This window comes from Streptomyces sp. NPDC047974 (genome assembly GCF_040653375.1).
Classification (GTDB): Bacteria; Actinomycetota; Actinomycetes; order Streptomycetales; family Streptomycetaceae; genus Streptomyces.
Map to the genome: position 1 here is coordinate 73,796 of NZ_JBEZNU010000022.1, position 23,891 is coordinate 97,686.

The window sequence follows — 23,891 nt, forward strand, 5'->3', positions numbered from 1 at the left end:
CTCAGAGGGACTTGATGGTCTTGATGCGGCTCGGTGCGAGGTACGTGAGGCCGCCGGCCGCGTTCTCGAAGAGGCCGAGGCCGGCCTGGAAGCGGCAGTCGCTGCCGATGACGACCTCCGGGGCGACGGTGCACGCGAGCCCGAAGAAGTTGTCGTCGCCGACCTCGACGCTGTTGCCGCAGTGGAAGTTGGGTGCCAGGAAGTTGTTCGCGCCGAGGCGCGAGTGGTGCCCGACGCTGCTGAGGTAGTTGAGGACGTTGAAGTCCCCGAGGGTGACGTTCACGCCCAGGTAGTTGTCGGGGCCGATGATGTTGCCGACGCCCGTCAGGGCTCCCGGGTCGACCCGGGAGGAGGGGTGGACGATGTTCTCGGCCGCCAGGCCGTGCTTCACGACGACCTCGTCGATGAGCCGGCGGCGTACGGCCGTGTCCGAGACCGCGAGCACCACGGGGGTGCCGGGCTCCCACACGGCCTCGTCGAGGCCGGTGCACAGCTCGGCCGGCGCGTGCGCCGTCTCGCCGTCCACGACGACGTACCGCACGATCCGGTACGCCTCGGGTCCGGCGGCGGAGGCGTCCGCCACGTACCGGGCGACCTCCAGGGCGAACTTGCCCGCCCCGATGAAGACGAGCTCCTTCATGCGCGGATCCTCTGCTTCTTGAAACGGTCGGACACCCGCAGCTCCTCGACGAGGTTCACCTTGGCGGGCAGCTTGAAGGGCTCGACCTTGCCCTCCAGGAACTCGCGGACGTGCCGGCGGGCGTCGGCCCGGGTCATCTCGCCGCTCGGCTTGATGTCGACGCAGACGGACTGGCCGGTGATCGAGTTCGGCCGGCCGTAGACCACGCAGTCGTCGATGAGCGGGCTGCCGAGCAGGATCGACTCCAGCTCCAGCGGGAGGACCTTCTCCCCGCCCACGTTGATGACCTCCTTGGCCCGGCCCTTGACCTTGAGGAAGCCGTCCTCCTTCTCCTCGACGAGGTCGCCGGTGCGGAACCAGCCGTCCTCGGTCAGGGAGTCGTCGGGGTAGTTGAGGTACCCCATGAACTGGGTGCGGCTCTTGAGCTGCAGCTCGCCGTCGACGATCCGGTACTGCACGTTCTCGTCGGAGATCCGGAAGTACGTGCTCTCCGAGGACTCGCTGGTGGTCGCCGAGATGCCGGTCTCGCTGGTGCCGAAGGTCTGCAGCAGCCGGGCGCGCGGCAGCGCCGTGTGCAGGCGCCGCAGCAGCTCCTCGGGCATGGGCTCGGTGCCGTACGAGATCATCCGCAGGCTGCTGAGGTCGTGCTTGCGGTGGTAGTCGCCGATGAGGATGAGGTTGAGGAAGGTGGGGCTGGTGGGCAGCAGCCGGATCCCGTGCTCCTCGATCAGCGCGCAGATCTCCTCCGGGGTGCGCCGGGCGGGCAGCACCGCCGTGCCGCTGACCTTGAACACGCCGAGCAGCGAGTTGATGCCGCCGATGTGGTCGAAGAGCAGGAACATCAGGATGTTCGTGGTCCGCGAGCCGACGCGGTCGCCGGAGCCGGTCTTCTCCGCGACGAGCGTGTCGAGGTTGTGCAGGATCGCCTTGGGCGCGCCCGTGCTGCCGCTGCTGAGCAGGACGAGGCCCGCCGCGCCGGCCTCGACGAGCGGACGGTACGCCTCCGGGGTCGCCGTCCCGGGGTCCTCCGCCGCCATGGGCTCGACGACCAGTTCGGAGCCGTCGTCGGCGACCTTCACCAGGTGGCGCGGGGCGCAGGAGTCGTTGACGGTGCGCAGGGCGCCCTCGGTGAAGGCGACCAGCGGGACCACGACGTTCCGGTTCATGTACAGCGCCAGCAGGGTGGCGATGGAGCCGAACGAGAAGTCGGAGTTGAGGACCACCGCCTCGTGCGGGGCCACGCCCCGCTCCCGCAGCCGGTCCGCCGTGGTGCGGATCGCCCGGGCCAGGTCGCCGTAGCTGTGCGTCCTGCCCTTGTCGATGACGGCGGGACGGTCTCCCAACCGGGCGAACCTCTCCGCCAGTTCGTCGCGAGGTTCCCGTTCGTCGCGACGGTCCAGTTCATCGCTCATGTCAGTGGACTCCCCCCAGGAAGAGCGTTTCTCCGGTGACGAATCCGGATTGCTCGGAGATCAGGAAATCGACGGGTCCGAAGAGGTCCGCCATCGTGCACATCCGCTTGATGGCCTGCCGGTCGATCAGGGACTCGACCATGCCCGCGGGCAGGGTGCGGGTGAGCACGGTCCGCACCGGGGGCAGCCCGATGCCGTTGACGCGGATGCCGAAGCCGGCCAGCTCCTTGCTCATGACCCGGGTCAGCTGCTCGACGGCGCTCTTGCTCGCCGAGTACGCGAGCTGCCCGTCGAGCGCCCACGGCACGGCGACCGTGGAGACGTTGAGGATCGCCGACGAGGAGCCGGGGCTCTTCTGCAGCAGCTTGGCCGCCTCGCGGCAGGAGTTGAGCACCGCGAAGAAGTTGATGTCGAAGATGTCCCGGACGGTCTTCTCCGGAGTCATCATGAAGTGGTTCATGCTGGACGTGCCGGCGTTGTTGACCAGCGCGTCGAGGTGGCCGAACTCCCGGCGCACCTCGCGGAACATGGCCCGCAGCGCCTTCGCGTCGGTGAGGTCGACCTCGTGGTGCCGGTAGCCGGGGTGGTCGACGGTGGACGGCCTCCGGCTGCATCCGACGACCTGGTGGCCCTGCTCGACGAGGTGCTCGGCGAGCGCCTTGCCGACCCCGGACCTGGTGCCGGTGACAAGAATGATCATCGTCGTCAGTGCAGCCGGTAGCCGATGAGCAGGGGAAGCGAGTACAGGGCGGGCCGCATGTCTTCGGGCTCCAGGGTCTTGGACTTGAACTGCGACGGGACCGCGCGGGGGACCAGGCGGGAGAACGCGGGCGGCGAGGCGGCCGCCGCGGTGTCCGCGAGCTCCGCTTCGTCGATGACGGTGAAGGCGAGGCCGAGCCGGAGGCACCAGCGGATCCGCAGGTGGTCGAGCGCCTCCAGGAGCATCGGCTTGTCGCTGACGTACAGGAGGCGGCCGAAGGGCACGAACCGGCGCAGGTGCAGCTTCTTGAGGATCACGTACAGGTACTCGGAGCTGTCCTTCCTGGTGATCAGGAAGTGCCGGCAGCGGAGGTCGGCGTGGTCGAGGAAGATCCGCCGGTCGGCCTCGTCGAGGTGCTGTGCGATGACGTGCTTGCGGGTCTCCACCTTCCAGCCCCGGCCGAGGCTGCGCGGCGTCGGCACCGGCAGGAACTGCCGGACGCCGGTCTCCAGGTCCGCCCAGCCGAACTTGTTGCTGATGTCGTACACGGCCTGTGTGGGCGTGTAGTTGACCAGGGTCACCTTGCGCAGGGACGTGACCGGCAGGAAGAGCTTGAGGCTCTCGTTGCGGTACTCCTCCTTCACGTACCAGCTGTGGATCTCGCAGAACTTGTGGGGCTCGCCCCGCACCTCCCGCTCGGTGAAGAGCGTGCCGAGGAAGCCCACGACCTCGTCGCCGTCCTCCATGACGTAGCCGTAGTAGCCCTCGCTGCCGCCCCAGACCGGCTGGAACATCCGCCGGCGCCACTCGAAGGGAATCCACGCCGAATTCAGCGTCGATCCCTTGAGGAGCAGGTAGACCTTGTACAGGTCCCCCTCCAGGGCCTTTCTCACCGTCACCGACATGTTCTCGCCTCTCCGCGGAAACCGGGCCGTCAGGCCGCGGTCGTCTCCGCGTTCTCGTTCATCTCTTCCTCGATGAACTCGATGAGCCGGCTGACGCGGCTGAAGGGGCTCACCCGACGGGAGACGGCCTTCTCCGAGGTCAGGGAGATCTCCACGTCGAATTCGTCCTCGATCGCCTCCTCGACGAGCGTGAGGAAGTTGACGAGGTGCATCGAATCGAAGACGCCGGCGTCCCCGTAGAGGCTGACGTTGAGGAGGTCACCGGTGGGGATCTTCTCGTCCCGCCGCTCGTTGACCTCCGCCACGACGTTCCCGATGAGACCGACAAGACGCTCGCGCATCGTTCTTCCCTTTCTGGTCCAACGCACTCAAGGCATTCAAGGCATTCAAGAACCGGGGAAGCTTCGAAGCTTTCGACCCGGGGCAGGAAAGCGGTCCTGGACGGACCGAGAACTCCCCTTCCCGGCCCGAGGCAATAAAGCGCGCACCCCCTCCGGAACGGCCCCCGAAGAGGCTTCCGGATCCGTGGGGATCGGCGGCGAGTGATTTCTATACGCACTCGGCGGCAGAGATCCAGTGGGATGTCCGCATGACGAGACCTTCCCGAGATCTTTGTCCGGTTTCGCCGCCGAAGTGGTCTGACGCATCTGCGACTGTCGCGGATGCGGCACCCGGAACCGGTGTCTCCACCGCGCCGGGTGCACCAGAGTCGTCGGTGTCAGCAGGCGGCGCGTCCGCCGACCCCCCACGTGAGGAATCCAGCTGTGCTCCGTCTCCGCACCGCATGGTCGCCCGTCGTCCTCAGCGCGCTCGTCGTGACGCTGTGCAGCATCGGCCTCGCGAAGGGCGGTGCGGGCCACGGCGCGTCCGGCCCCGCCGGCCTCGCCGCCGACAGCTCCGGCGCCGTCCCGCTCGACCTCGGCTGGGACTGACCCGGCGCGCCCCCGCAGCCCCCGACGGGCACGCCGCCGGCCGGCACCGGGACTCCCCCTCCCGCGCGCCGGACACCCGGCACCCCGTCCCCCGGCAGTGGCCCCGACGACGCAGCCCACCGAGACCGGAACCCATGACCACGACACCCGGCACCGTCCCGCCGCAGAACATCGATCTCGCCGAGGCCGTGCTGCTCACCCTCGCCCGCCTGGGCTTCGCCCACTTCACGGGAGTGCCCTGCGCGATGCTCCAGGGGTTCTTCCGGCTCCTGGAGGACGCGCCGCGGAGCCCGTATCCCGAACTCCGCGACCTCGTCTACGTGCCCGCGCCGCACGAGGACGCGGCCATCAGCATGGCCACCGGCATGGCCCTCACCGGCGGTGACGCCGCCGTGTTCCTGGCGCACACCGGGCCCGGGCACGCCCTCGCCGGACTCACCGCGCTGAACCGGGCCTACGAGGTGCCGCTCCTGATGGTCGTCGGACGCCCGGGGAAGGGCACCGTCGAGGAACCCGACGGGCTGGTCGACCAGTTCGCCCCGCCCGGCGTCGTCCTCGACCCGCTGCGCCCCGAGGAGGCCGTCGGGGAGTGCTACCGGCTCATGCAGCGGACCCGACGCCCCGCCGTCCTGATCGTGACCGAACCGCTGTGAACCGGCTCGGGAACCGGCTCGGGAACCGGCTCAGGAACCCGCTCGGGAACCGGCTCGGGAACCCGCTCGGGAACCGGCTCAGGAACCGGGCGCCGGCTCGTCCTGCCGGAACGACTGGTCGAGCAGCCCGTGCTTGTGGATCAGATAGCCCGCGTGCAGCCGGTTCCGGGCACCGAGCCGGGTCATGATCTCCGAGAGGTGCCGCTGGCAGGTCCGGATGGACACGCCCAGCTTCCTGGCGATCACCTTGTCGTCGTCGCCCTCGACCAGGAGGCGCAGCAGCGCCTGCTTGAACTCCTCGGAGGCGTCCACCACTTGGGCCCGCTGCTGCTGCAGGGGGAACTCGGCGGCGGTGTTCCAGGTGTTCTCGAAGATCTCCGTCATGAACTCCAGGACGCTGCACTCCCGGACCACCACCGCGCCGTGCGGAAGGCCCGGCAGGCTGATCAGCGCCGCCTCGCGGTCGAAGACCAGCAGCCGGGACACCACCCCGCTGGCGATCCGCACCTCCGCGCCCAGCTCGCTCACCATGCGCACGTAGTCGACGGTCGTGCCGTCGAACCGGGCCGAGTGCTGGTAGAGGGTGCGCATCCGCACCCCGCGCCGCAGCAGCCGCACCGTGCGGTCGTGCGCCTCCGAGATGCTGCCCGGCGGGCGGCTGCCGCCCGGCTGCACGGTGAGCACCTCGTCCTTGGCGCGCGCCGCGAGTTCGGTGATCACCTGCCGGGTCGTGGCCAGGTCGGAGAGGTACTGGAAGGCCGGCTGCTCCAGCTGCGCCAGCACCCCGGACTCGTACGCCGGCATCATCGCCAGGATCCGGGCGAAGGACTGGCTCATCTCCCGCTGGCTCTCGCGCAGTTGGCGGATGGCCGGCATCAGGAGCTGCGCGCCGGCGGTGGCCGGCGGCACCGCGCACAGGCGGGTCCCCTCGGCGTCCACGCTGCGCAGCAGCCTCAGTTCGCGGAGGGTTCTGACGACGTCCCGCGCGGTCTCCTGGGGGGCGTCCAGGACCTGCGTCAGTTCGTCCTCCGTCACGTGTTCCCGGGGCACCGCGTACGAGTAGGCGGCGTACTCCAGCTGCGCCTCCCCGGTGGCGTGCATCAGTTCAAGCCGCGCGACAGTCATGCAACCAGCCCCTCAATCAATGAGATCAGAACCAGCTCGCCCCGTTGCGAACCCCCTAGTTACCTGCGGGTTCTGCAGAGCGTAGAAGATCCGGCGGAGAATTCCAGGCCCTTCCACCATCCGAACAGCGCCCCGGCGGTGTCCGGTTCCCGGCGTCCGGAACGGTGCCGGGACGGGCGGCCGCGTCAGTAGTAGTGGCGCATGATCTCGGTGGCCCAGCCGGGCTGGGTCGTGGCGCCGCGGGGGCCGAACTCGCTCATGTAGGGCTTGATGTCGAGTACCGGGGTGCCGTCGACCGCGTCCAGTCCCTCCACGTGCACCTCGCGGCCGTCGACGCGCAGCAGCCGGCAGCGGGACACCCCGAGGCGGTTCGGGCGGTTCTTGCCGCGCTGCGCGAAGATGCCGACCAGCGGCCAGTCGGTGTTGCCGCGGGGGTGCCGGGCGCCCGTCTCCACCTTCTCCGCCGGCACCCGGTCGAAGTGGTAGACGACCTCCACGTGCGAGAAGGCGTCGAGGCCGGCGAGCGCGTCCGCGCCGAACCGTTCGTCCAGGCGGATCACGGCCGCCACCCCGCCCCACTCGTCGTCCAGGACCTCGGCCCGCCCTCCGACCACCCGGCCGACGGGCTCGGAGACGATCTCCACGGGGGTGCTGTTCTCGGTCATGCGCGCGCCGGCCTTCCACGAGACGGGACGATCACGGAACGGGATCACGGAACGGGATCCCGAACGGAACTCGAACACCTCACCGTACGCCGGAAAGGGCGTGACCCGGATCACTCCTCCGGACCGTCACGGCTGTCACGGATCGCGGCGCCGCGTGGTCATGAGGGTGTAGCCATCTGGAGGTTGACCATGAGGATCCTGCTCGCCGGTGCCACCGGCGCCATCGGCCGCCCGCTGACCCGCGCCCTCGTCCGGGACGGTCACGAGGTGCTGGCCCTCGCCCGCTCGGACGGTTCCGCGGCGACGGTACGCGCCCTGGGCGCGACGCCCGTGCGGGCCGACGCGCTCGACCGGGAGGGGCTGCTGCGGGCGCTCGACGGGCTCTCCGCCGACGCGGTGGTCCACCAGCTGACCGCGCTCAAGGCGCCCAAGCTGAAGCTCACCGCGGACGATCCCAGCAACGTGCTGCGGGAGCGCGGCACCGCGCACCTCCTGGAGGCTGCGGGCGTGCTCGGGGCGGGCCGCTTCGTGACCCAGTCGCTGGTCCTGGGCTACGGCTACCGCGACCACGGCGACCGTCCGGTCACCGAGGAGGACCCGTTCGGGGTGCGCGGCGGCACGGTCGCGGACCATGTGATCACGGGGCTCGTCGAGGCGGAGGGCCGGCTGTTCGCCGCGGACCACGTGGCGGGCACGGCGCTGCGGTACGGCGTCTTCTACGGCCCCGGCACCTGGTTCGACCCGACGCCCGGCACCCGGCCCTTCCCGGTCCCGTGGGGCGGCGGCGGCACGATGTCGTGGGTCCACGTCGAGGACGCGGCCGAGGCGACCGTCGCCGCGCTGGAGCGGGGCCGCGCGGGCGAGGCGTACAACATCGTCGACGACCGCCCGTCGACCTGGGGCGAGCTCTCCGCCGCCCGCGGCGGCCGCCGTCTCGTCCTCCCCGGCCGCCTCCTGCGCCTCGCCGTCCCCTACCTGGGCTCCCTCATGCTCGACACCCGCCTGCGGGTCTCCCACGCCAAGGCCACCCGCGACCTCGGCTGGACCCCCCGGTACCCGGACCACCGCGCGGGGATGCGGGCCTGACCGCCGGGGCGGGAATCAGCCGGCGGCCCGCCTGATGAGCGCCTCGACGCGGGCCTCGACCTCGGGGGTGAGGGTGGTGAGGGCGAAGGCGGTGGGCCACATCTCGCCGTCGTCGAGGGCGGCGGAGTCGTTGAAGCCGAGGGTGGCGTAGCGGGCCTTGAACTTGGCGGCGCTCTGGAAGAAGAGGACGACCTTGCCGTCCTTGGCGTAGGCGGGCATGCCGTACCAGGTCTTGGCGGCGAGTTCGGGGGCGGCCTTCTTGACCAGGGCGTGGATGCCCTCGGCGAGCGCGCGGTCGTCGCCGGTCATCTCGGCGACCTTCGCGAGGAGGTCGGCCTCGGCGTCGGCGGCCTTGCCGCGGGCCTTGGCGGCCTTCAGCTCCTTCGCCCGCTCCTTCATCGCCGCCCGCTCGTCCTCGGTGAAGCCCTCGTGGGACGGGGCGGGCTTGGCGGGCCGGGTGGACTTGGTCTCCCTGGTGGTCATGATCGGTCCCCTCGTTCGTCGCTTCCGTGGATGTCCTGCGCTGGTTCCATGCTGGGCCCGGGCGCCTCCCGGTGCTTCTCCGAAACCGACCGGTCGCCGTCCTCCCGCTCCCGGAGCCGTACCGCCTCCGTGCGGGCCCGGGCCCAGGCGGGGCTGCACATCAGCGGACCTCCTGGATGCGGATCAGGTTGCCCGCCGGGTCGCGGAAGGCGCAGTCGCGGACGCCGTACGGCTGCTCGGTCGGCTCCTGCACGACCTCGGTGTCGCCGGCGGAGACCTTCGCGAAGACGGCGTCGAGGTCGGGGGTGGCGAGGAGGATCCAGCCGTACGTGCCCTTCGCCATCATCTCCGTGATGGTGCGGCGCTCCTCCTCCGTGATCCCCGGGTCGACGGCCGGCGGCGCGAGGAGGATCGAGGTGCCGGGCTGTCCGACGGGGCCGACGGTGATCCAGCGCGTCTTCCCCTGGCCGACGTCGCTGCGGACCTCGAAGCCGAGGACGTCGCGGAAGAAGGCGACGGACGCCTCGGGGTCCTCGTGCGGGAGGGCGGTGGTGTGGATGGTGATGTCCATACGGACGACGGTAGTTGGCGGCCCCGGCGCGCGCTTCTCGGATCCTGACCGTGTCGCGCCGGCCCTAGGTCGTTTCTTCCGGATCAGGCCGGGTTCGCGTCGCCTGGCACGCACGCTCCCTGATCCGGCCCGATCCGAAAGAAACGGCCTAGGTCCTGTCGTCGGGCGCCGTGTCGGCGGGCGCCGGTTTCCCGGCGTCGTCCCCGGCCTCGCCCTCGTCCTCGCCCGCCAGGAAGTCCGTCACCGCCAGGGCGAAGAGCAGCGCGAGCGCCAGGCCGAACACGACCCAGCCCGTCGGGTGCGACCACAGGACGAAGGCGAGGGCCGCGGCGCCGACCAGGATCCACACGATCCAGGTGTGGAAGCGGCGGACGAAGCCGCCGACCGGGCCGAGCCGCATGCCCGCCCGGTCGGCCGTGGAGCGGGTCGCCGCGATGCCCGAGTGCCACAGGCCGCGCGCCAGGACGGCCGGGCGGCTGGGGCCGGACAGCCAGGCGGCGAGCGCGACGAGCACGCCGAGCACCGCGCACACCCGGACCGAGGTGCGCAGGAAGCGGATCAGGGTGTCGTAGACGGAGCCGGCGGCGGCCGGGGAGACGGAGGAGGGCAGCGCGTTCAGGTAGACCGTGCGGAAGACGGTGAGCGCGACCCCGAGGACGACGGCCGCGAAGGCGAAGCCGAGGGCCGCGGCGACCAGCGCCCGGCGCCTGCGGACGGCGAGCAGGACGCCGCCCGCCACCAGCAGCACCGCGATGACCGGCAGCCACACGCCCATGGTCTGGAGCAGCGCGAAGCCGGTCTTCGCCTTCCCGATGTCGTCGGACCGGAGGACCGTGAAGTCCGTGTGGATCTCGGGGATCTTGCCGGCGATGGTGAGCCCGGAGTCGACCAGGCGCTCCTTGACCCGCTCGATGACGGGGGCCAGGTCGATCGTCACCGTGTCGGTCTGGATCTTCACCGCCCCCTCCTGGTCGCCCGTCAGGGCCCGGTCGAGGGAGGTGTGGATGGCGCGGTTGGCGTCGGTCCAGATGGTCTGGAAGGCCGGGGAGGCGACGACGTCCTGCGCGCGGTCGTGGACGAAGCTGGAGACCGCGCTCTCCAGGGAGCCGCCGAGCTTCCCGAGCGCCTTCTCCGCCAGGGGCCGCTCGTCGGGGGCGACGCCTTCGAGGAGCGCCGGGAGGTCGATGTGCTCCATGACGGCGCCGGTGACCCGGTTCGCCACGGCCGCCTGGACGTCCGGGTCGGAGGCGAGCGGGGTCACCGTCTGCACGTAGCGGTCGGTGTCGCCCAGGAGGTCGGCCGTCCAGGCGGCCACGAGGCCCAGCGGCACGAGGACGCAGCCGATGAACACGAGGAGCGCGGAGAAGAAGGAGCGCAGCCGGTGGTGCTCGCGCTTCGGCGCTCCCTGCCCCGAGGTGGCCTCCAGGGCGGCCACCCGGGCACGGAGCATGGTGAGTTCGTCGTCGGTACCGCCTCCGGATGCACCCATGGGCCCACCGTGGGGCCGGGTCGCCGCCCCGGCGCGCCGGGCGGCGCCGAACGGGTGAGCGGCCTACTCCAGGCTGGTGCGGGCCAGGTCGAGGAACTCCGCCTCGGTGAGGCCCAGCTCGCGGGCCTCGGCGGCGGCCTCGCGGAGCCGGGTGACGAGCCGGGCCCGGTCGGGGGCGGTGGCGCCGGGGACGATGAGGGCGCCGCGGCCCCGGCGGAGTTCGATGAGGCCCTCCTCGCGGAGCCGCTGGTAGCCGCGGAGGACGGTGTGGACGTTGACGCCGAGGGAGTCGGCGAGTTCGCGGGCGGCGGGGAGCCGCTCCCCGGGGGCGGCGGTGCCGTCGGCGAGGGCGCCGCGGACGCAGCCGGCGATCTGGTCGCCGAGCGGGACGGCGGAGGCGGGGTCGACGCGGAAGAGCACGGTCAGAGCCTTCCACGTCGTTCGACGAGGGTGTTGAGGAGGGCGGCCGCGGTCCGCGCGTCGGGCACGGTGACGGCGAACTCGCGGCCGTTCCCGCGCCGGACCACCAGGGCCTCGCCGGAGCGCAGGACCACGCCGGAGCGGTGGGCACGGACCCGGTAGCCCCAGCCGCCGAACTCGCGCAGGGCGTCGACGTCGCGGACGTCGGCGGCGGTGATGTCGGCGAGCGGCACGTGGACGCGGGGCCGGGGGGTGAGCGTGGAGCGGACGGTGAGGCCGTGCCGGTCGGCGTGGACGCGGACCCGGGCGAGGGCGAGCCCGGGCAGGCCGACGGCGAGCGCGACGAGGAGCAGCGGCCACGGGCCGAGGAGGGCGGAGACGGCGCCCGCGGCGAGGAAGAGCAGGCCGAGGACGGTGAGCGGGGCGGAGGCGGTGGCCCGGGACCAGCCGGCGACCTCCCGGGCGCCGAGGTCGAGCCGGGGGGCGTCCGGCTCCGGCTCCGCGCCGGCCGCGTCGTGCTCCTCGGGCGGGACGAGCCGGGAGAGGGCGTGGCCGGCGAGGGCGAGGAGGGCGCCGGCGGCGGCCGCGACGGCGAGGTGGGAGAGCGGGGAGCCGACGGCGGCGGGGTCGGCGGCGTCGAGGTTGTCGTGGACGACGAGGCCGAGCAGGGTGCCGGCGAGGCCCGCGGTCAGCCAGGCGCCCCACAGGGCGTTCCGCCGGACGAAGACGGTCCAGCCGGCGCCGAGCGTGAGCAGCAGCCCGGCGCCGAGGGCGGCGAAGGCGCCCCGGCCGGTGAAGCCGTCGGCCTGCCCGCCGGGGGAGAAGTGGGTGGCGAGCCGGTCGGGGAGCCGGTCGGTCCAGAGCGCGAAGAGCAGCAGGTAGGCGGCGGTGGCGAGCACGAAGGGGAGCGCGGCGAGCAGACGGAGCCGGAGCGGGACGTCGGTCATGGGGACCTCCTTTGTTCGCACTCTACTAGAACAAGTGGGATTTCAGAGGGGGCGGTCGGCCCCGGCCTCCGGATGCGGCGGCGCACGGGCGGTAGTTGACTGGCTCAAATACTGACGAAAACTGACGAATGCCGTCGATTGGGGAGTCTTCATGCACCGTCGGTCCGCCGCCGCCCTCACCGCCCTGACCGTCCTCACCGCCGCGTTCGCCACCGGCTGCGGGAGCGACGAGGAGCCCGACCCGCTGCGGAGCCAGCAGTGGGCACTCGACTCGCTGAAGCTCCCGGACGCCTGGGGCACGGACCAGGGCGACGACACCGTCATCGCCGTCGTGGACACCGGCGTCGACCCGAGCCACCCCGACCTCAAGGGGCGGCTCGTCGACGGCTACGACTTCGTGGACGGCGACGACGACCCGAAGGACCTCAACGGGCACGGGACCCACGTCTCCGGCATCGCCGCCGCCCACACCGACAACGGCATCGGCATCGCGGGCGGCGCGCCCGGGGCCAAGATCATGCCGGTGAGGGTGCTGGGCGCGGACGGCAGCGGCAGCGACGGGAACATCACCAAGGGGATCGTCTGGGCCGCGCAGCACGGCGCCGACGTCATCAACCTCTCCCTCGGCGAGTCCGGCCTGATGGCCCGGCTGCTCAAGGGCGGCGTGCTCAACGACGCGATCTCGGTCGCGAACAGCAAGGGCGCGGTGGTGGTGGCCGCCGCCGGCAACGACTCGACCCTGCTCCAGCCGTACGAGCTGACGACGCCGGTCCTCGTCGTCAACGCCGCCGACCAGACCGGGCAGCCGGCCGAGTTCACCAACTTCGGCGCGCAGAACGCGGTGGCGGCGCCCGGGGTCGACATCCTCTCGACCCTGCCGACGTACACGGCCAAGGAGACCCTCAAGAACACGACGGGGTACGGCAGGCTCTCCGGCACCTCGATGGCCTCGCCGTACGTCTCCGCCGTGGCCGCGCTCCTGCACCAGCAGGGCCTGAGCCCGACCGAGATCATGAAGGCCATCCGCGACACGGCGCGGAACCCGGCGCAGAACCCGAAGCTGGGCCTCGGGAACGTGGACGCGGCCGCCGCAGTGAAGGCGGCGGCCGGCGAGAGCTGACCCTTCCTACGCGCCGCAGTCGTGACTGGCCGGGTCGACGACGACGCGGTCCAGGAGGCCGCGGAGCACGGTCCGTTCGGCTTCGGTGAGGTCGGCGAAGAGTTCGCCCTCGGCCTCGGTGACGGCCTGGTCGACGCGGTCGAGGACGGCCGCGCCGGCCGGGGTGATCTCGACGATGTGGCGGCGGCGGTCCGCCGGGTCGCGGCGCCGCTCGGCGAGGCCGGCCGCCTCCAACTCGTTCAGGATCGCGACCAGTTGGCTGGGGTCGACCTCCATGGCGGCGGCCAGGTCGCGCTGGCTCATGGGCGCGGGGGCGAGCTGCATGAGGGCCATCGCGTTGCGCGGGTGCAGCCCGGCGACGCCCAGGGCGGAGCGGATGCGCGCGCCGGTGAGCTCCCCGCGGAAGGAGAGGAGGAAACCGAGCCGGTCGGTCGGGAGGGCTGCCATGCCGTCCACCGTAACAACAACGACATTGTGGAGCGAGATAAATCGTTGTTACGCTTCAACGGTTTCCTCCCCCGGATCGTTGGAGTGCCCCCATGTTCATCGGTTACGTCGTCCTCGCCGCACTGCTCGCCCTCGCCATGACCGGCTCCGCCGTCGCGACCTTCACCCGCAACCCCGCGGTCGTGGGAAGCATGACGAAGGTGGGCGTACCGGACGGCTGGCTGCCGTGGCTGGGCACGGCGAAGGTGGCCGGGGCGCTGGGACTGCTCGCGGGCCTGGTGGTCCCGGTGCTCGGCGAGGCCGCGGCGGTCGGCCTGGTCCTCTACTTCATCGGCGCGGTGATCGCCCACGTCCGCGTCAAGGACTACGCCATGGCGCCGGCCCTCGTCCTGACGGTCCTCCCGGCCATCGCCCTCGTCCTGCGCATGGCCAGCGCCTGAGCGGCCCCCGCCGTCCCGCGAGGGAACGGCGGGGGGCACCGGGAAGGCTAGGCGCCGTCCTCCAGGTCGCCTTCCGTCTCCAGGAAGACCTGGCGCAGGGCGGCCAGCGTCTCCGGGTCCGGCTTCTCCCACATGCCGCGCGACTCCGCCTCCAGGAGGCGCTCGGCGATGCCGTGCAGGGCCCAGGGGTTGGCCTCCTTGAGGAAGGCCTGGTTGGTCTCGTCGAGGACGTACTCCTGGGTGAGCTTGTCGTACATCCAGTCGGCGACGACACCGGTCGTGGCGTCGTAGCCGAAGAGGTAGTCGACGGTCGCCGCCAGCTCGAAGGCGCCCTTGTAGCCGTGGCGCCGCATCGCCTCGATCCAGCGCGGGTTGACCACGCGGGCCCGGAAGACCCGGGAGGTCTCCTCGACCAGCGTGCGCGTGCGGACGGTCTCCGGGCGGGTCGAGTCGCCGATGTACGCCTCGGGGGCCGTGCCCCGCAGCGCGCGGACGGTCGCCACCATGCCGCCGTGGTACTGGAAGTAGTCGTCCGAGTCGGCGATGTCGTGCTCGCGGGTGTCCGTGTTCTTCGCGGCGACCGCGATCCGCTTGTACGCGGTCTCCATCTCCGCGCGCGCCGGCCGGCCTTCGAGCCCGCGCCCGTACGCGTACCCGCCCCACACCGTGTACACCTCGGCGAGGTCCGCGTCGGTGCGCCAGTCCCGCGAGTCGATCAGCTGGAGGATGCCCGCGCCGTACGTGCCCGGCCGCGAGCCGAAGATGCGGGTCGTGGCGCGGCGCTCGTCGCCGTGCTCGGCGAGGTCGGCCTGGGTGTGGGCGCGGACGTAGTTCTCCGAGTCCGGCTCGTCCAGGCCCGCGACCAGCCGGACGGCGTCGTCGAGGAGGCCGATGACGTGCGGGAACGCGTCCCGGAAGAAGCCGGAGATGCGCAGCGTGACGTCGACGCGCGGGCGGCCCAGCTCCTCCGGCGGGATCGGCTCCAGGCCGTTGACGCGGCGCGAGGCCTCGTCCCACAGCGGGCGGACGCCCAGCAGCGCCAGCGCCTCGGCGACGTCGTCGCCGGCGGTGCGCATCGCGCTCGTCCCCCACAGGGAGAGGCCCACCGAGGTCGGCCACGCGCCGTTGTCCTCGCGGTAGCGGGTCAGCAGCGAGTCCGCGAGCGCCTGCCCGGTCTCCCAGGCGAGCCGGGACGGCACGGCCTTCGGGTCGACGGAGTAGAAGTTCCGGCCGGTCGGCAGCACGTTGACCAGGCCGCGCAGCGGCGAGCCGGACGGCCCGGCGGGCACGAAGCCGCCGTTCAGGGCGTGCACGGCGTGCGTCAGCTCGTCGGTGGTGGCGGCGAGACGCGGCACGACCTGCTCGCAGGCGAAACGGAGCACGGGCACGACCCGCGCCACCGCCCGGGGGTACCAGTCGCCGCCCATCGGCGCGGGCCCCAGGGCCGCCTGGGCGGCGGCCTCGACGGCGTCCACCGACCAGCCGGCGGCCTCCATCGTCTCGACGGCCGTCCGGGCCATCGCCTCGTACCGGTCGGTCTCGGACCGCTGCCGGGCGGCCTCGTCCAGGCCGAGCGCCTCGCGCAGACCGGGCAGCGCCTGCGTGCCGCCCCAGATCTGGCGGGCGCGGAGGATGGAGAGGACCAGGTTGACCCGCTCCGGGCCGGTGGGCGCGCCGCCGAGGACGTGCAGGCCGTCACGGATCTGGGCGTCCTTGACCTCGCACAGCCAGCCGTCGACGTGCAGCAGGAAGTCGTCGAAGCCGTCGTCCTCCGGGCGCTCCTGGAGCCCGAGGTCGTGGTCGAGCTTGGCGGCCTGGATGAGGGTCCAGATCTGGGCGCGGATCGCCGGCAGCTTCGCCGGGTCCATGGAGGAGATCTGCGCGTACTCGTCGAGGAGCTGCTCCAGGCGCGCGATGTCGCCGTACGAGTCGGCGCGGGCCATCGGCGGCACGAGGTGGTCGACGAGGGTGGCGTGGACGCGGCGCTTGGCCTGGGTGCCCTCGCCCGGGTCGTTGACGAGGAACGGGTAGACCAGCGGCAGGTCGCCGAGGGCCGCGTCCGGGCCGCAGGCGGCGGACAGGCCGGCGTTCTTGCCCGGCAGCCACTCCAGGTTGCCGTGCTTGCCGAGGTGGACCATCGCGTCGGCGCCGAAGCCGCCGTCCTCCGCGCGGGCCGCGATCCAGCGGTAGGCGGCCAGGTAGTGGTGGGAGGGCGGCAGGTCGGGGTCGTGGTAGATCGCGATCGGGTTCTCGCCGAAGCCGCGCGGCGGCTGGATGAGGACCAGCAGGTTCCCGCGGCGCAGGGCGGCGAGGACGATGTCGCCCTCCGGGTTCCGGGACCGGTCGAGGAACATCTCGCCGGGCGCGGGGCCCCAGTGCTCCTCGACCTGCTCGCGCAGCTCGGCCGGGAGTTCGGCGTACCAGCGCTTGTAGTCGGCGGCCGGGATGCGGACCGGGTTCTTCGCCAGCTGCTCCTCGGTGAGCCAGTCCTGGTCGTGGCCGCCGGCCTCGATGAGGGCGTGGATCAGCTCGTCGCCGTCGCCGGAGACCAGGCCCGGGAGGTCGGCCTCGGGCCCGAAGTCGTACCCCTCCTCGATCAGCCGGCGCAGCAGGGCGACGGCGGAGGCGGGGGTGGCGAGGCCGACGGCGTTGCCGATGCGGGAGTGCTTGGTCGGGTACGCGGAGAGGACGAGGGCCAGCCGCTTCTCCGGGTTCGGGATGTGCCGGAGACGGGCGTGGCGGACGGCGATGCCGGCGACGCGGGCGGCGCGCTCGGCGTCGGCGACGTACGCGGGCAGGCCGTCGGCGTCGATCTCCTTGAAGGAGAACGGGACGGTGATGAGCCGGCCGTCGAACTCGGGGACGGCGACCTGGCTGGCCGCGTCCAGCGGCGACAGGCCCTCGTCGTTCTCCTCCCAGTTCGCCCGCGAGCCGGTCAGGCACAGCGCTTGGAGGACGGGCACGTCGAGCGCGGCGAGCGCGCCCGCGTCCCACGCCTCCTCGTCGCCGCCGGCCTGCGCCGCGGCCGGCTTGGTGCCGCCGGCGGCGAGGACGGTGGTGACGATGGCGTCGGCGCCGCGGAGCTCGGCGAGCAGCTCCTCCTCGGGGGCCCGCAGCGAGGCCACGTACAGCGGGAGCGCGCGGGCCCCGGCGTCCTCGATCGCTTCGCAGAGGGCGCCGACGAAGGCGGTGTTCCCGCTCATGTGGTGGGCGCGGTAGTAGAGCACGGCGACCGTCGGGCCCTCGGTGACGCGGGCGGTGCGCTCCAGCGGGCCCCAGGTGGGGGCGGCCGCCGGGGCCTCGAAGCCGTGGCCGGTGAGGAGGACGGTGTCGGAGAGGAAGCGGGCCAGCTGCTCCAGGTTGGCGGGGCCGCCGTGCGCGAGGTAGGCGTGCGCCTCGGTGGCGACGCCGACCGGCACCGTGGAGGCACCCATCAGCTGGGCGTCGGGGGCCTGTTCGCCGCTGAGGACGACGACCGGCTTCCCGGTGGCGAGGATCGCGTCGAGCCCCTCCTGCCAGGAGCGGACGCCGCCGAGGAGGCGGACGACGACGAGCTCGGCGCCGTCGAGGAGGCCTTCGAGGTCGCCGAGCGGGAGACGGGAGGGGTTGGCGAAGCGGTACTCCACCGGCCCCCCGGCCGCACGGGCGCTGAGCAGGTCGGTGTCGGAGTGCGACAGCAGCAGGAGCATGGCGAGGCTCAGGCCTTCCTCGGGGTTGTCCGCGCCCCGGGTGGTCGTGGGTCGGCGGGGAGTTCCTGACTCACCCGTACCGATGGCCGGTACGGGCTCACAGTGGCGGGACCGCGCCGGATTCTCACCGGGCTTCCTCCCCGGGGCCCTGGGACCCCATGCCGATCTGCATAGTAAGGCGTGGCGTCGGCGGGCCGGAGGGGGCCCGAGAGTCGGCCGGATCACACTCGGTGGCCGCCCGGTTCCCCGTGGGTATGCTCGCCGCCATGCCGCCGACCCCGCCCCCCTCGCCCGAACCGGGCGAAGCGCCGACAAGGGACCGTGGCGACGCGTGCCCCGGGGCGCTCCGGCTGCACGCCGCCGCCGACGGGCTCCTCGCCCGACTCCGCCTGCCCGCCGGACGCTTGACGTCACGTCAGGTCATGGTCCTGGCCGACGCGGCGGAGTCGCTGGGCGACGGCAGCCTCTCCGTCACCTCGCGCGGCAACGCCGAGCTGCGCGGCCTGCGCGACGGCTGCGGCGCCGGTCTCGCCGCGCTCCTCGCCGACGCGGGCCTGCTGCCCTCCCCCACCCACGAGCGGGTCCGCAACATCGTGGCCTCCCCGGCCGCCGGCCTCGACGGACTCGGCCACGCCGACGTGCAGTTGTGGGCCCGCGCCCTGGACGCCGCGCTCTGCGCGGAGCCCCGCGCGGCGGCCCTCTCCGGCCGCTTCCTCTTCGCCCTCGACGACGGCCGCGGCGACGTCGCGGGCCTCGGCGGCGATGTGACCTTGATCGCAGCACCGGACGGCGCCGCGTTCCTGACGGCGGGCACCGAAACCTTCCGCCTGCCGGGCGCCGGAGCCGGCGGAGCCGGGCACGCGGCAGCAGCCGGGTCCGCCGCCGGAACAGCCGGAACCGCCGTCCGCGCCGCCCTGGCCTGCGCCCTCGCCTTCCTCGACGCCGCCGAGGCCGCCGGCACCGGGGCGTGGCGCCCGCGCGAGCTGCCCGGCGCGCACCTCCCGGACTGGGCCCGCGCCCTGGCCCGCGCGGCGATCACCGCGGAGCCCGTGCCCTCCTTCGCCCCTCCCCCGGCGGCCCTCCCGCCCGCACCCGGTCCGCTCGGCGACCACGCCCTGCACGTCCTCGCCCCCCTCGGCCGGCTGACCGCCGGGCAGCTGCGGGCGCTCGGCGCGGGCGCGGACGAGGTGCGGCTCACCCCCTGGCGCGGGGTCGTCGTGGCGGGCCCGGCCCCGGACCTGCTCCCCGCCCTCGCCGCGCACGGCCTGGTCACCGGCCCGGCCGACCCCCGCACCGGCGTCACCGCCTGCACCGGCACGCCCGGCTGCGCCAAGTCCCTCGCCGACGTGCGGGCGGACGCGGCGCGCGCGCCCGGCGGGCCGCTGCCCGTGCACTACTCCGGCTGCGCGCGCCGCTGCGGACATCCGCACGGCACCCGGATCGAGGTCACCGCCCTCGGCCCCGACACGTATCTGCTGGACGGCGTCCCCGTCCCCCGTACCGCCCTGGCCGAGGCCGTCGCGGCGGCCCGTACGACACCGATGGAGAGCTGAGGATGTACGAGTACGAGAAGGACGGCGCCGAGATCTACCGCCGCTCCTTCGCCACGATCCGCGCCGAGGCCGACCTCGGCGGGCTGCCCGACGACCTCGCCACGGTCGTCGTCCGCATGATCCACGCCTGCGGCATGACGGACCTCGTCCGGGACGTCGCGTACTCCCCCGGGGTCGTCGCGAGCGCCCGCGCCGCGCTCCGGGCGGGCGCCCCCATCCTCTGCGACGCGCAGATGGTCGCCTCCGGCGTCACCCGCAAGCGGCTGCCCGCCGACAACGAGGTGCTGTGCGCGCTCTCCGACCCGGCCGTGCCCGCGCTCGCCGCCGAGCTCGGCACCACCCGCTCGGCCGCCGCCCTCGAACTGTGGCGGGACCGCCTCGAAGGCTCCGTCGTCGCCATCGGCAACGCCCCCACCGCCCTCTTCCACCTCCTGGAGATGATCGCGAACGGCGCGCCGAAGCCGGCCGCCGTCCTCGGCATCCCCGTCGGCTTCATCGGCGCCGCCGAGTCCAAGGACGCCCTCGCCGCCAACGAGCTCGGCCTCGACCACCTGGTGGTCCGCGGCCGGCGCGGCGGCAGCGCCATCACCGCCGCCGCCCTCAACGCCCTCGCGCACGAACCGGAGATCCAGCAGTGACCGTTGTGAAGGGCAAGCTGTACGGGGTCGGCCTCGGCCCCGGCGACCCGGAGCTGCTCACCCTCGCCGCCGTGAAGGCGATCGCCGAGGCCGATGTCATCGCCTACCACTCGGCCCGCCACGGCCGCTCGATAGCGCGCTCCATCGCCGCCGGCCACCTGCGCGAGGACCACATCGAGGAGCGGCTCGTGTACCCGCTCACCGTGGAGACCACCGACCACCCCGGCGGCTACCGGGGCGCGCTCGACGACTTCTACGAGGAGGCCGCGGCCCGGCTCGCCGCCCACCTCGACGCGGGCCGCACGGTCGCCGTCCTCGCCGAGGGCGACCCGCTGTTCTACGGCTCCTACCAGCACATGCACAAGCGGCTCGCGGACCGGTACGACACCACCGTCATCCCCGGCGTCACCTCCGTCAGCGCCGCCGCCGCCCGGCTCGGCGAGCCGCTGTGCGAGGCCGAGGAGGTCCTCACGATCATCCCCGGCACCCTGCCGGAGGACGAGCTGGCGGCCCGCCTCGCGGGCACCGACTCGGCGGTCGTCATGAAGCTCGGCCGCACCTTCCCCACCGTGCGGCGCGCCCTGGAGCGGGCCGGCCGCCTGGAGGACGCGCGCTATGTGGAGCGGGCGTTCATGGCGGGCGAGCGGACGGAGCAGCTGGCCGAGGTGGACCCGTCGACGGTCCCGTACTTCTCGGTGGCCGTGCTGCCCTCCCGCATCGACCGGGAGAACCCCGTCCGGGAGACGGGCGAGGTCACGGTCGTCGGCACCGGTCCGGCCGGCGCCCCCTGGCTGACCCCCGAGTCGCGCGGCGCGCTCGTCAACGCCGACGTGCTCGTCGGCTACACCACCTACCTCGACCGGGTGCCGGTCCTGCGCCCCGGCCAGATCCGGCACGGCTCCGACAACAAGGTCGAGTCGGAGCGCGCCGAGTTCGCCCTCGACCTGGCCCGCCGCGGCCACCGGGTCGCGGTCGTCTCCGGCGGCGACCCCGGCGTCTTCGCCATGGCGACGGCCGTCCTGGAGGTCGCCTGCGAGCCGGCCTACGCGGACGTGCCCGTACGGGTCCTCCCCGGCGTGACCGCCGCCAACGCCGCGGCCGCGGCGGCCGGCGCCCCGCTGGGCCACGACTACGCCACGATCTCCCTCTCCGACCGCCTCAAGCCGTGGGACGTCATCGCGTCCCGCCTCCGCGCCGCCGCCGAGGCCGACCTCGTCCTCGCCCTCTACAACCCCGGCTCCAAGGCCCGCACCCACCAGGTGGCCGCCGCCCGCGACCTCCTGCTGGAACTCCGCTCCCCCGACACCCCCGTCGTCGTCGCCCGCGACGTCGGCGGCCCGGAGCAGTCCGTCCGCGTCCTCACCCTGAAGACCCTGGACCCCTCCGAGGTCGACATGCGGACCCTGCTCCTGATCGGCTCCTCGCAGACCCGCGCCGTCGAACGCGGCGACGGCCGCACGATCGCGTGGACCCCGAGGCGGTACGGCTGACAGTCGGTACGGGCCGACGGCCGTACGCCCGACGGGAGGCGCCGCTACCCCCGGGTGAAGGTGCCGAGTCCTTCGCGGTCGAGGTATTCGACGGTGAAGGACTTCCCGTCCCCGGCGAAGGTGACGCCGGTGCGGCCGACGGCGTTCTCGCCGCGGGTCTCGAAGCTGAAGACGTCGCCGTCGTAGGGGGTGAGGCGGTACTCCTGCGGCTCCGGGCCGAGGCGGAGGGTCAGGGTGCCGTCCTCGGCGGCCACGACCTCGGCCCGCCCGTAGTAGTCGCTGCGGTACGTGCCCGTGTACGCGTCGGCGTCCTTCGCGGGGGCCGCGTTCGCCGGCGGGCGGGCGTAGTCGGTGTCCGAGCGGCCCGCCTCCTCCTGCTGCCGGTAGAGGCCGTCGACCAGCGGGATCCAGTCCCGGCTGACCTTTCCGGTCTCCGCGAGGTCGAAGAAGTCGAGGGCGACGGCGTCGGCGACGCCGGCCGGGGAGCCGTTGGTGAGGACGACGATGCCGAGCTCCTCGCCGGGCAGCATCGTCACGTTGGTGTGCGCGCCCTGGGCGAAGGCCCCGGTGTGGGAGAGGCGGAGCCGGCCGGCGTCGTCGTAACTCACGTTCCAGCCCAGGCCGTAGAAGCCGGTGCGGGCGGCGGGGGCGCGGGGCGGGGAGGAGACGGCCTCGGGCCAGTGGGTGCGCTCCAGGGCCTCGGCGTCGATGATCCGCCTGCCGTCGAGCTCGCCGTTCGCGAGCTGGAGGCGGAGCCAGACGGACATGTCGCGGGCGGTGGAGCTGACACCGCCGGCCGGGGACTGGGCGTCGGGGTCGCGGACGAACTCCGGCTTCCACTCGCCGCCCGTCTTCACGTGTCCCCAGGCCCGGTCGGCGGCCTTCTCGAAGTCCTCGAAGCGGGAGCTGGTCGCGTCCATGCCGGCCGGCTCGTAGAGGACGTCCTCGGCGAGCTTCTCCCACGGCACGCCCTTCTCGTCGGCGACGGCCTGCGCGGCCGCCGTCAGACCGAAGTTGGTGTAGGCGTAGCTCGCGCGGAACGGCGTCAGCGGCTCGTACCGCAGGTGGGACAGGATGTACTCGCGGTCGTAGCCGAGGTCTTCGAGCAGGTCGCCGGCGTGGTCGGGCAGTCCGCTGCGGTGCGCGAACAGGTCGGCGACGGTGACGTGCCCGGTCACCCAGGGGTCCTTCAGCGCGAACCGCGGCAGCTGCGGGGCGACCGGCCGCGACCAGCCGTCGACGCCGACGGCGCCGGAGACGACGGTCGAGGCGATCGGCTTGGAGACGGACGCCAGCTGGAAGACGGTGTCGGCGCCGACGGCGGCGCTCTCGCCCGCCTTCCGCACCCCGTAGCCCTTCAGGTGCAGCACCTTCCCGTCGTGGACGACGGCGACGGCGACGCCCGGCACGCCGGTGCGTTCCATGGCGGCCTCGACCACCCCGTCGAGGCGGTCGACGGCCCGCCGGACGTCCGCCGCGTCGAGTTCGGGCGGGGGCTGGGCCGGGGGAGGGGTGGGCGCTGGGGTCGGCGTGGGGGACGGGGCGAGCCCGGTGACGCCGAGGAGCGCCACGAGCCCCGTCGCCGCGAGCCGGTGGACGGTAGCCACGCCTTCCATTGAACGCCCGCGGGGGGCGTCTGTCGCGGCGGCGGAACTCCGGGCGGGGGCGTCCGCCGGGACGGCGGAACTCCGGGCGGGGGCGTCCGCCGCGACGGCGGAACTCCGGGCGGGGGCGTCCGCCGCGACGGCGGACGTCAGCCCAGACCCCGCACCCACTCCGCCGCCCGCTCCGGGTCCGCCGCCGTCGGTACGCCCTCCGGGACCGGCGGCCGGCGGACGACGACGACCGGCACGCCCGCCTCGCGGGCGGCGGTGAGCTTGGGGGCGGTGGCGGCGCCGCCCGAGTCCTTCGTGACGAGCACGTCGATCCGGTGACGGGCCATCAACTCCCGCTCCCCGTCCAGGGTGAACGGCCCCCGGTCGAGCAGGACCCCGGTCCGTGCGGGCATCGGCGCGTCGGGCGCGTCCACGGACCGCACGAGGAACCACTCGGGCCGGTCGGCGAAGGCGGCGAGCCCCATCCGGCCGGTGGTCAGGAACACCCTCCGGAAGCCGTCGAGAGCGCGGGCCGCCTCCTCCAGGGACGCCACGTCGCGCCAGTCGTCGCCGTCCCCCGGGACCCACCCGGGGCGGCGCAGCGCCAGCAGGGGAACATGGGCGGTGGCGGCCGCCCGGGCCGCGTTGAAGCTGATCCGCTCGGCGAAGGGATGGGTGGCGTCGATGACCGCGTCCACGGCGTGCTCCCGCACCCAGTCCGCCAGGCCCCCGGCGCCCCCGAAGCCGCCGATCCGCACCTCGCCGGCCGGCAGCCGGGGCGCCGCGACCCGCCCGGCGAGGGAGCTGGTCACCCGCGTCCCCCGGCCGTCCAGCAGCCCGGCCAGGACGCGGGCCTCGGTCGTCCCTCCGAGAATGAGTACGTGCATAGGA

24 protein-coding genes and 1 riboswitch are annotated in these 23,891 nt (G+C 73.4%); of the genes, 8 read left to right on the forward strand and 16 right to left on the reverse strand.

Features of this window, described 5'->3' with window-relative positions; genetic code table 11:
* Window position 1 precedes the first annotated feature (1 nt).
* The 5 genes from AB0E19_RS27365 to AB0E19_RS27385 are packed head-to-tail and all read right to left on the reverse strand — an operon-like array spanning window position 2 to window position 3,998.
* The gene (locus AB0E19_RS27365; protein ID WP_362184839.1) at window positions 2–640 is read right to left on the reverse strand and encodes a hypothetical protein; all 639 of its coding nucleotides are present in this window, start codon (window positions 638–640) and stop codon (window positions 2–4) included.
* Complete coding sequence (locus AB0E19_RS27370; protein WP_362184840.1) at window positions 637–2,052, reverse strand: long-chain fatty acid--CoA ligase; 1,416 nt, start codon at window positions 2,050–2,052, stop codon at window positions 637–639. The genes AB0E19_RS27365 and AB0E19_RS27370 overlap by 4 nt, the downstream gene beginning before the upstream one ends.
* 1 nt (window position 2,053) lies before the next feature.
* Window positions 2,054–2,752 carry an SDR family oxidoreductase gene (locus AB0E19_RS27375; RefSeq protein ID WP_362184841.1) on the reverse strand — a complete coding sequence of 233 codons (699 nt, stop codon included), beginning with the start codon at window positions 2,750–2,752 and terminating at the stop codon, window positions 2,054–2,056.
* Window positions 2,753–2,757: 5 nt separating this feature from the next.
* Window positions 2,758–3,651 (reverse strand): GNAT family N-acetyltransferase, encoded by an 894-nt coding sequence (locus AB0E19_RS27380; protein WP_362184842.1) that lies wholly within the window; start codon window positions 3,649–3,651, stop codon window positions 2,758–2,760.
* 35 nt (window positions 3,652–3,686) lie between these two features.
* On the reverse strand, window positions 3,687–3,998 hold the full coding sequence (locus AB0E19_RS27385; RefSeq protein WP_362184843.1) for a hypothetical protein: 312 nt from the start codon (window positions 3,996–3,998) through the stop codon (window positions 3,687–3,689).
* 423 nt (window positions 3,999–4,421) lie between these two features.
* Between AB0E19_RS27385 and AB0E19_RS27390 the strand changes: the two genes are divergently transcribed.
* Together AB0E19_RS27390 and AB0E19_RS27395 are read left to right on the forward strand one after the other, a co-directional pair.
* Window positions 4,422–4,589: a hypothetical protein gene (locus AB0E19_RS27390; RefSeq protein WP_362184844.1), complete on the forward strand. Its 168-nt coding sequence runs from the start codon at window positions 4,422–4,424 to the stop codon at window positions 4,587–4,589.
* Between the two features lie 134 nt (window positions 4,590–4,723).
* Entirely contained in the window at window positions 4,724–5,242 is a 519-nt protein-coding gene (locus AB0E19_RS27395; RefSeq protein ID WP_362184845.1) for a thiamine pyrophosphate-binding protein, read from the forward strand.
* Between the two features lie 78 nt (window positions 5,243–5,320).
* On the opposite strand, the gene AB0E19_RS27400 is transcribed toward AB0E19_RS27395, so the two are convergent.
* Both AB0E19_RS27400 and AB0E19_RS27405 read right to left on the reverse strand, forming a co-directional pair.
* Window positions 5,321–6,367, reverse strand: a complete 1,047-nt coding sequence (locus AB0E19_RS27400) for a helix-turn-helix transcriptional regulator (protein WP_362184846.1) — start codon at window positions 6,365–6,367, stop codon at window positions 5,321–5,323.
* 185 nt (window positions 6,368–6,552) lie between these two features.
* Complete coding sequence (locus AB0E19_RS27405; RefSeq protein ID WP_362184847.1) at window positions 6,553–7,032, reverse strand: SAM-dependent methyltransferase; 480 nt, start codon at window positions 7,030–7,032, stop codon at window positions 6,553–6,555.
* Between the two features lie 189 nt (window positions 7,033–7,221).
* Here AB0E19_RS27405 and AB0E19_RS27410 point away from each other — a divergent pair, with 189 nt between their 5' ends.
* A complete protein-coding gene (locus tag AB0E19_RS27410) occupies window positions 7,222–8,118 on the forward strand; it encodes an NAD(P)-dependent oxidoreductase (protein ID WP_362184848.1) in 897 nt (298 codons plus the stop codon).
* Window positions 8,119–8,133: 15 nt separating this feature from the next.
* Here AB0E19_RS27410 and AB0E19_RS27415 read toward each other — a convergent pair whose 3' ends face one another.
* The 5 genes from AB0E19_RS27415 to AB0E19_RS27435 form a co-directional block, all read right to left on the reverse strand.
* The gene (locus AB0E19_RS27415; RefSeq protein WP_362184849.1) at window positions 8,134–8,601 is read right to left on the reverse strand and encodes a DUF1801 domain-containing protein; all 468 of its coding nucleotides are present in this window, start codon (window positions 8,599–8,601) and stop codon (window positions 8,134–8,136) included.
* Window positions 8,602–8,761: 160 nt separating this feature from the next.
* Window positions 8,762–9,172: a VOC family protein gene (locus AB0E19_RS27420; RefSeq protein WP_362184850.1), complete on the reverse strand. Its 411-nt coding sequence runs from the start codon at window positions 9,170–9,172 to the stop codon at window positions 8,762–8,764.
* Window positions 9,173–9,320: 148 nt separating this feature from the next.
* Window positions 9,321–10,661, reverse strand: a complete 1,341-nt coding sequence (locus AB0E19_RS27425; RefSeq protein ID WP_362184851.1) for a hypothetical protein — start codon at window positions 10,659–10,661, stop codon at window positions 9,321–9,323.
* A gap of 63 nt (window positions 10,662–10,724) precedes the next feature.
* Complete coding sequence (locus AB0E19_RS27430; RefSeq protein ID WP_360602744.1) at window positions 10,725–11,081, reverse strand: GntR family transcriptional regulator; 357 nt, start codon at window positions 11,079–11,081, stop codon at window positions 10,725–10,727.
* A 2-nt stretch (window positions 11,082–11,083) separates the two neighbouring features.
* Window positions 11,084–12,028: a DUF1648 domain-containing protein gene (locus tag AB0E19_RS27435; RefSeq protein WP_362184852.1), complete on the reverse strand. Its 945-nt coding sequence runs from the start codon at window positions 12,026–12,028 to the stop codon at window positions 11,084–11,086.
* A 151-nt stretch (window positions 12,029–12,179) separates the two neighbouring features.
* On the opposite strand from AB0E19_RS27435, the gene AB0E19_RS27440 reads away from it, so the two are divergent.
* Window positions 12,180–13,148 carry a S8 family serine peptidase gene (locus tag AB0E19_RS27440; RefSeq protein WP_362184853.1) on the forward strand — a complete coding sequence of 323 codons (969 nt, stop codon included), beginning with the start codon at window positions 12,180–12,182 and terminating at the stop codon, window positions 13,146–13,148.
* A gap of 6 nt (window positions 13,149–13,154) precedes the next feature.
* Here the strand turns inward: AB0E19_RS27440 and AB0E19_RS27445 are convergent, their stop codons facing one another.
* Window positions 13,155–13,595 carry a MarR family transcriptional regulator gene (locus AB0E19_RS27445; protein ID WP_362184854.1) on the reverse strand — a complete coding sequence of 147 codons (441 nt, stop codon included), beginning with the start codon at window positions 13,593–13,595 and terminating at the stop codon, window positions 13,155–13,157.
* Window positions 13,596–13,687: 92 nt separating this feature from the next.
* Here AB0E19_RS27445 and AB0E19_RS27450 point away from each other — a divergent pair, with 92 nt between their 5' ends.
* Window positions 13,688–14,035 (forward strand): DoxX family protein, encoded by a 348-nt coding sequence (locus tag AB0E19_RS27450; RefSeq protein ID WP_362184855.1) that lies wholly within the window; start codon window positions 13,688–13,690, stop codon window positions 14,033–14,035.
* Window positions 14,036–14,082: 47 nt separating this feature from the next.
* On the opposite strand, the gene cobN is transcribed toward AB0E19_RS27450, so the two are convergent.
* On the reverse strand, window positions 14,083–17,724 hold the full coding sequence (gene cobN, locus AB0E19_RS27455; protein ID WP_362184856.1) for a cobaltochelatase subunit CobN: 3,642 nt from the start codon (window positions 17,722–17,724) through the stop codon (window positions 14,083–14,085).
* A gap of 39 nt (window positions 17,725–17,763) precedes the next feature.
* Window positions 17,764–17,899, reverse strand: a riboswitch (cobalamin riboswitch).
* Window positions 17,900–17,978: 79 nt separating this feature from the next.
* On the opposite strand from cobN, the gene AB0E19_RS27460 reads away from it, so the two are divergent.
* From AB0E19_RS27460 to AB0E19_RS27470, 3 genes are read left to right on the forward strand one after another with little or no spacing between them, the layout of a single operon-like run.
* Entirely contained in the window at window positions 17,979–19,277 is a 1,299-nt protein-coding gene (locus tag AB0E19_RS27460; RefSeq protein WP_362184857.1) for a cobalamin biosynthesis protein CobG, read from the forward strand.
* Between the two features lie 2 nt (window positions 19,278–19,279).
* Window positions 19,280–19,915 (forward strand): precorrin-8X methylmutase, encoded by a 636-nt coding sequence (locus AB0E19_RS27465; RefSeq protein ID WP_360602758.1) that lies wholly within the window; start codon window positions 19,280–19,282, stop codon window positions 19,913–19,915.
* Between the two features lie 5 nt (window positions 19,916–19,920).
* On the forward strand, window positions 19,921–21,405 hold the full coding sequence (locus tag AB0E19_RS27470; protein WP_362184903.1) for a precorrin-2 C(20)-methyltransferase: 1,485 nt from the start codon (window positions 19,921–19,923) through the stop codon (window positions 21,403–21,405).
* A gap of 44 nt (window positions 21,406–21,449) precedes the next feature.
* On the opposite strand, the gene AB0E19_RS27475 is transcribed toward AB0E19_RS27470, so the two are convergent.
* Both AB0E19_RS27475 and AB0E19_RS27480 read right to left on the reverse strand, forming a co-directional pair.
* Window positions 21,450–23,021 carry a serine hydrolase gene (locus AB0E19_RS27475; RefSeq protein ID WP_362184858.1) on the reverse strand — a complete coding sequence of 524 codons (1,572 nt, stop codon included), beginning with the start codon at window positions 23,019–23,021 and terminating at the stop codon, window positions 21,450–21,452.
* A 137-nt stretch (window positions 23,022–23,158) separates the two neighbouring features.
* Window positions 23,159–23,887, reverse strand: coding sequence for a cobalt-precorrin-6A reductase (locus AB0E19_RS27480; protein WP_362184859.1), 729 nt, complete (start codon window positions 23,885–23,887; stop codon window positions 23,159–23,161).
* Window positions 23,888–23,891 lie beyond the last annotated feature (4 nt).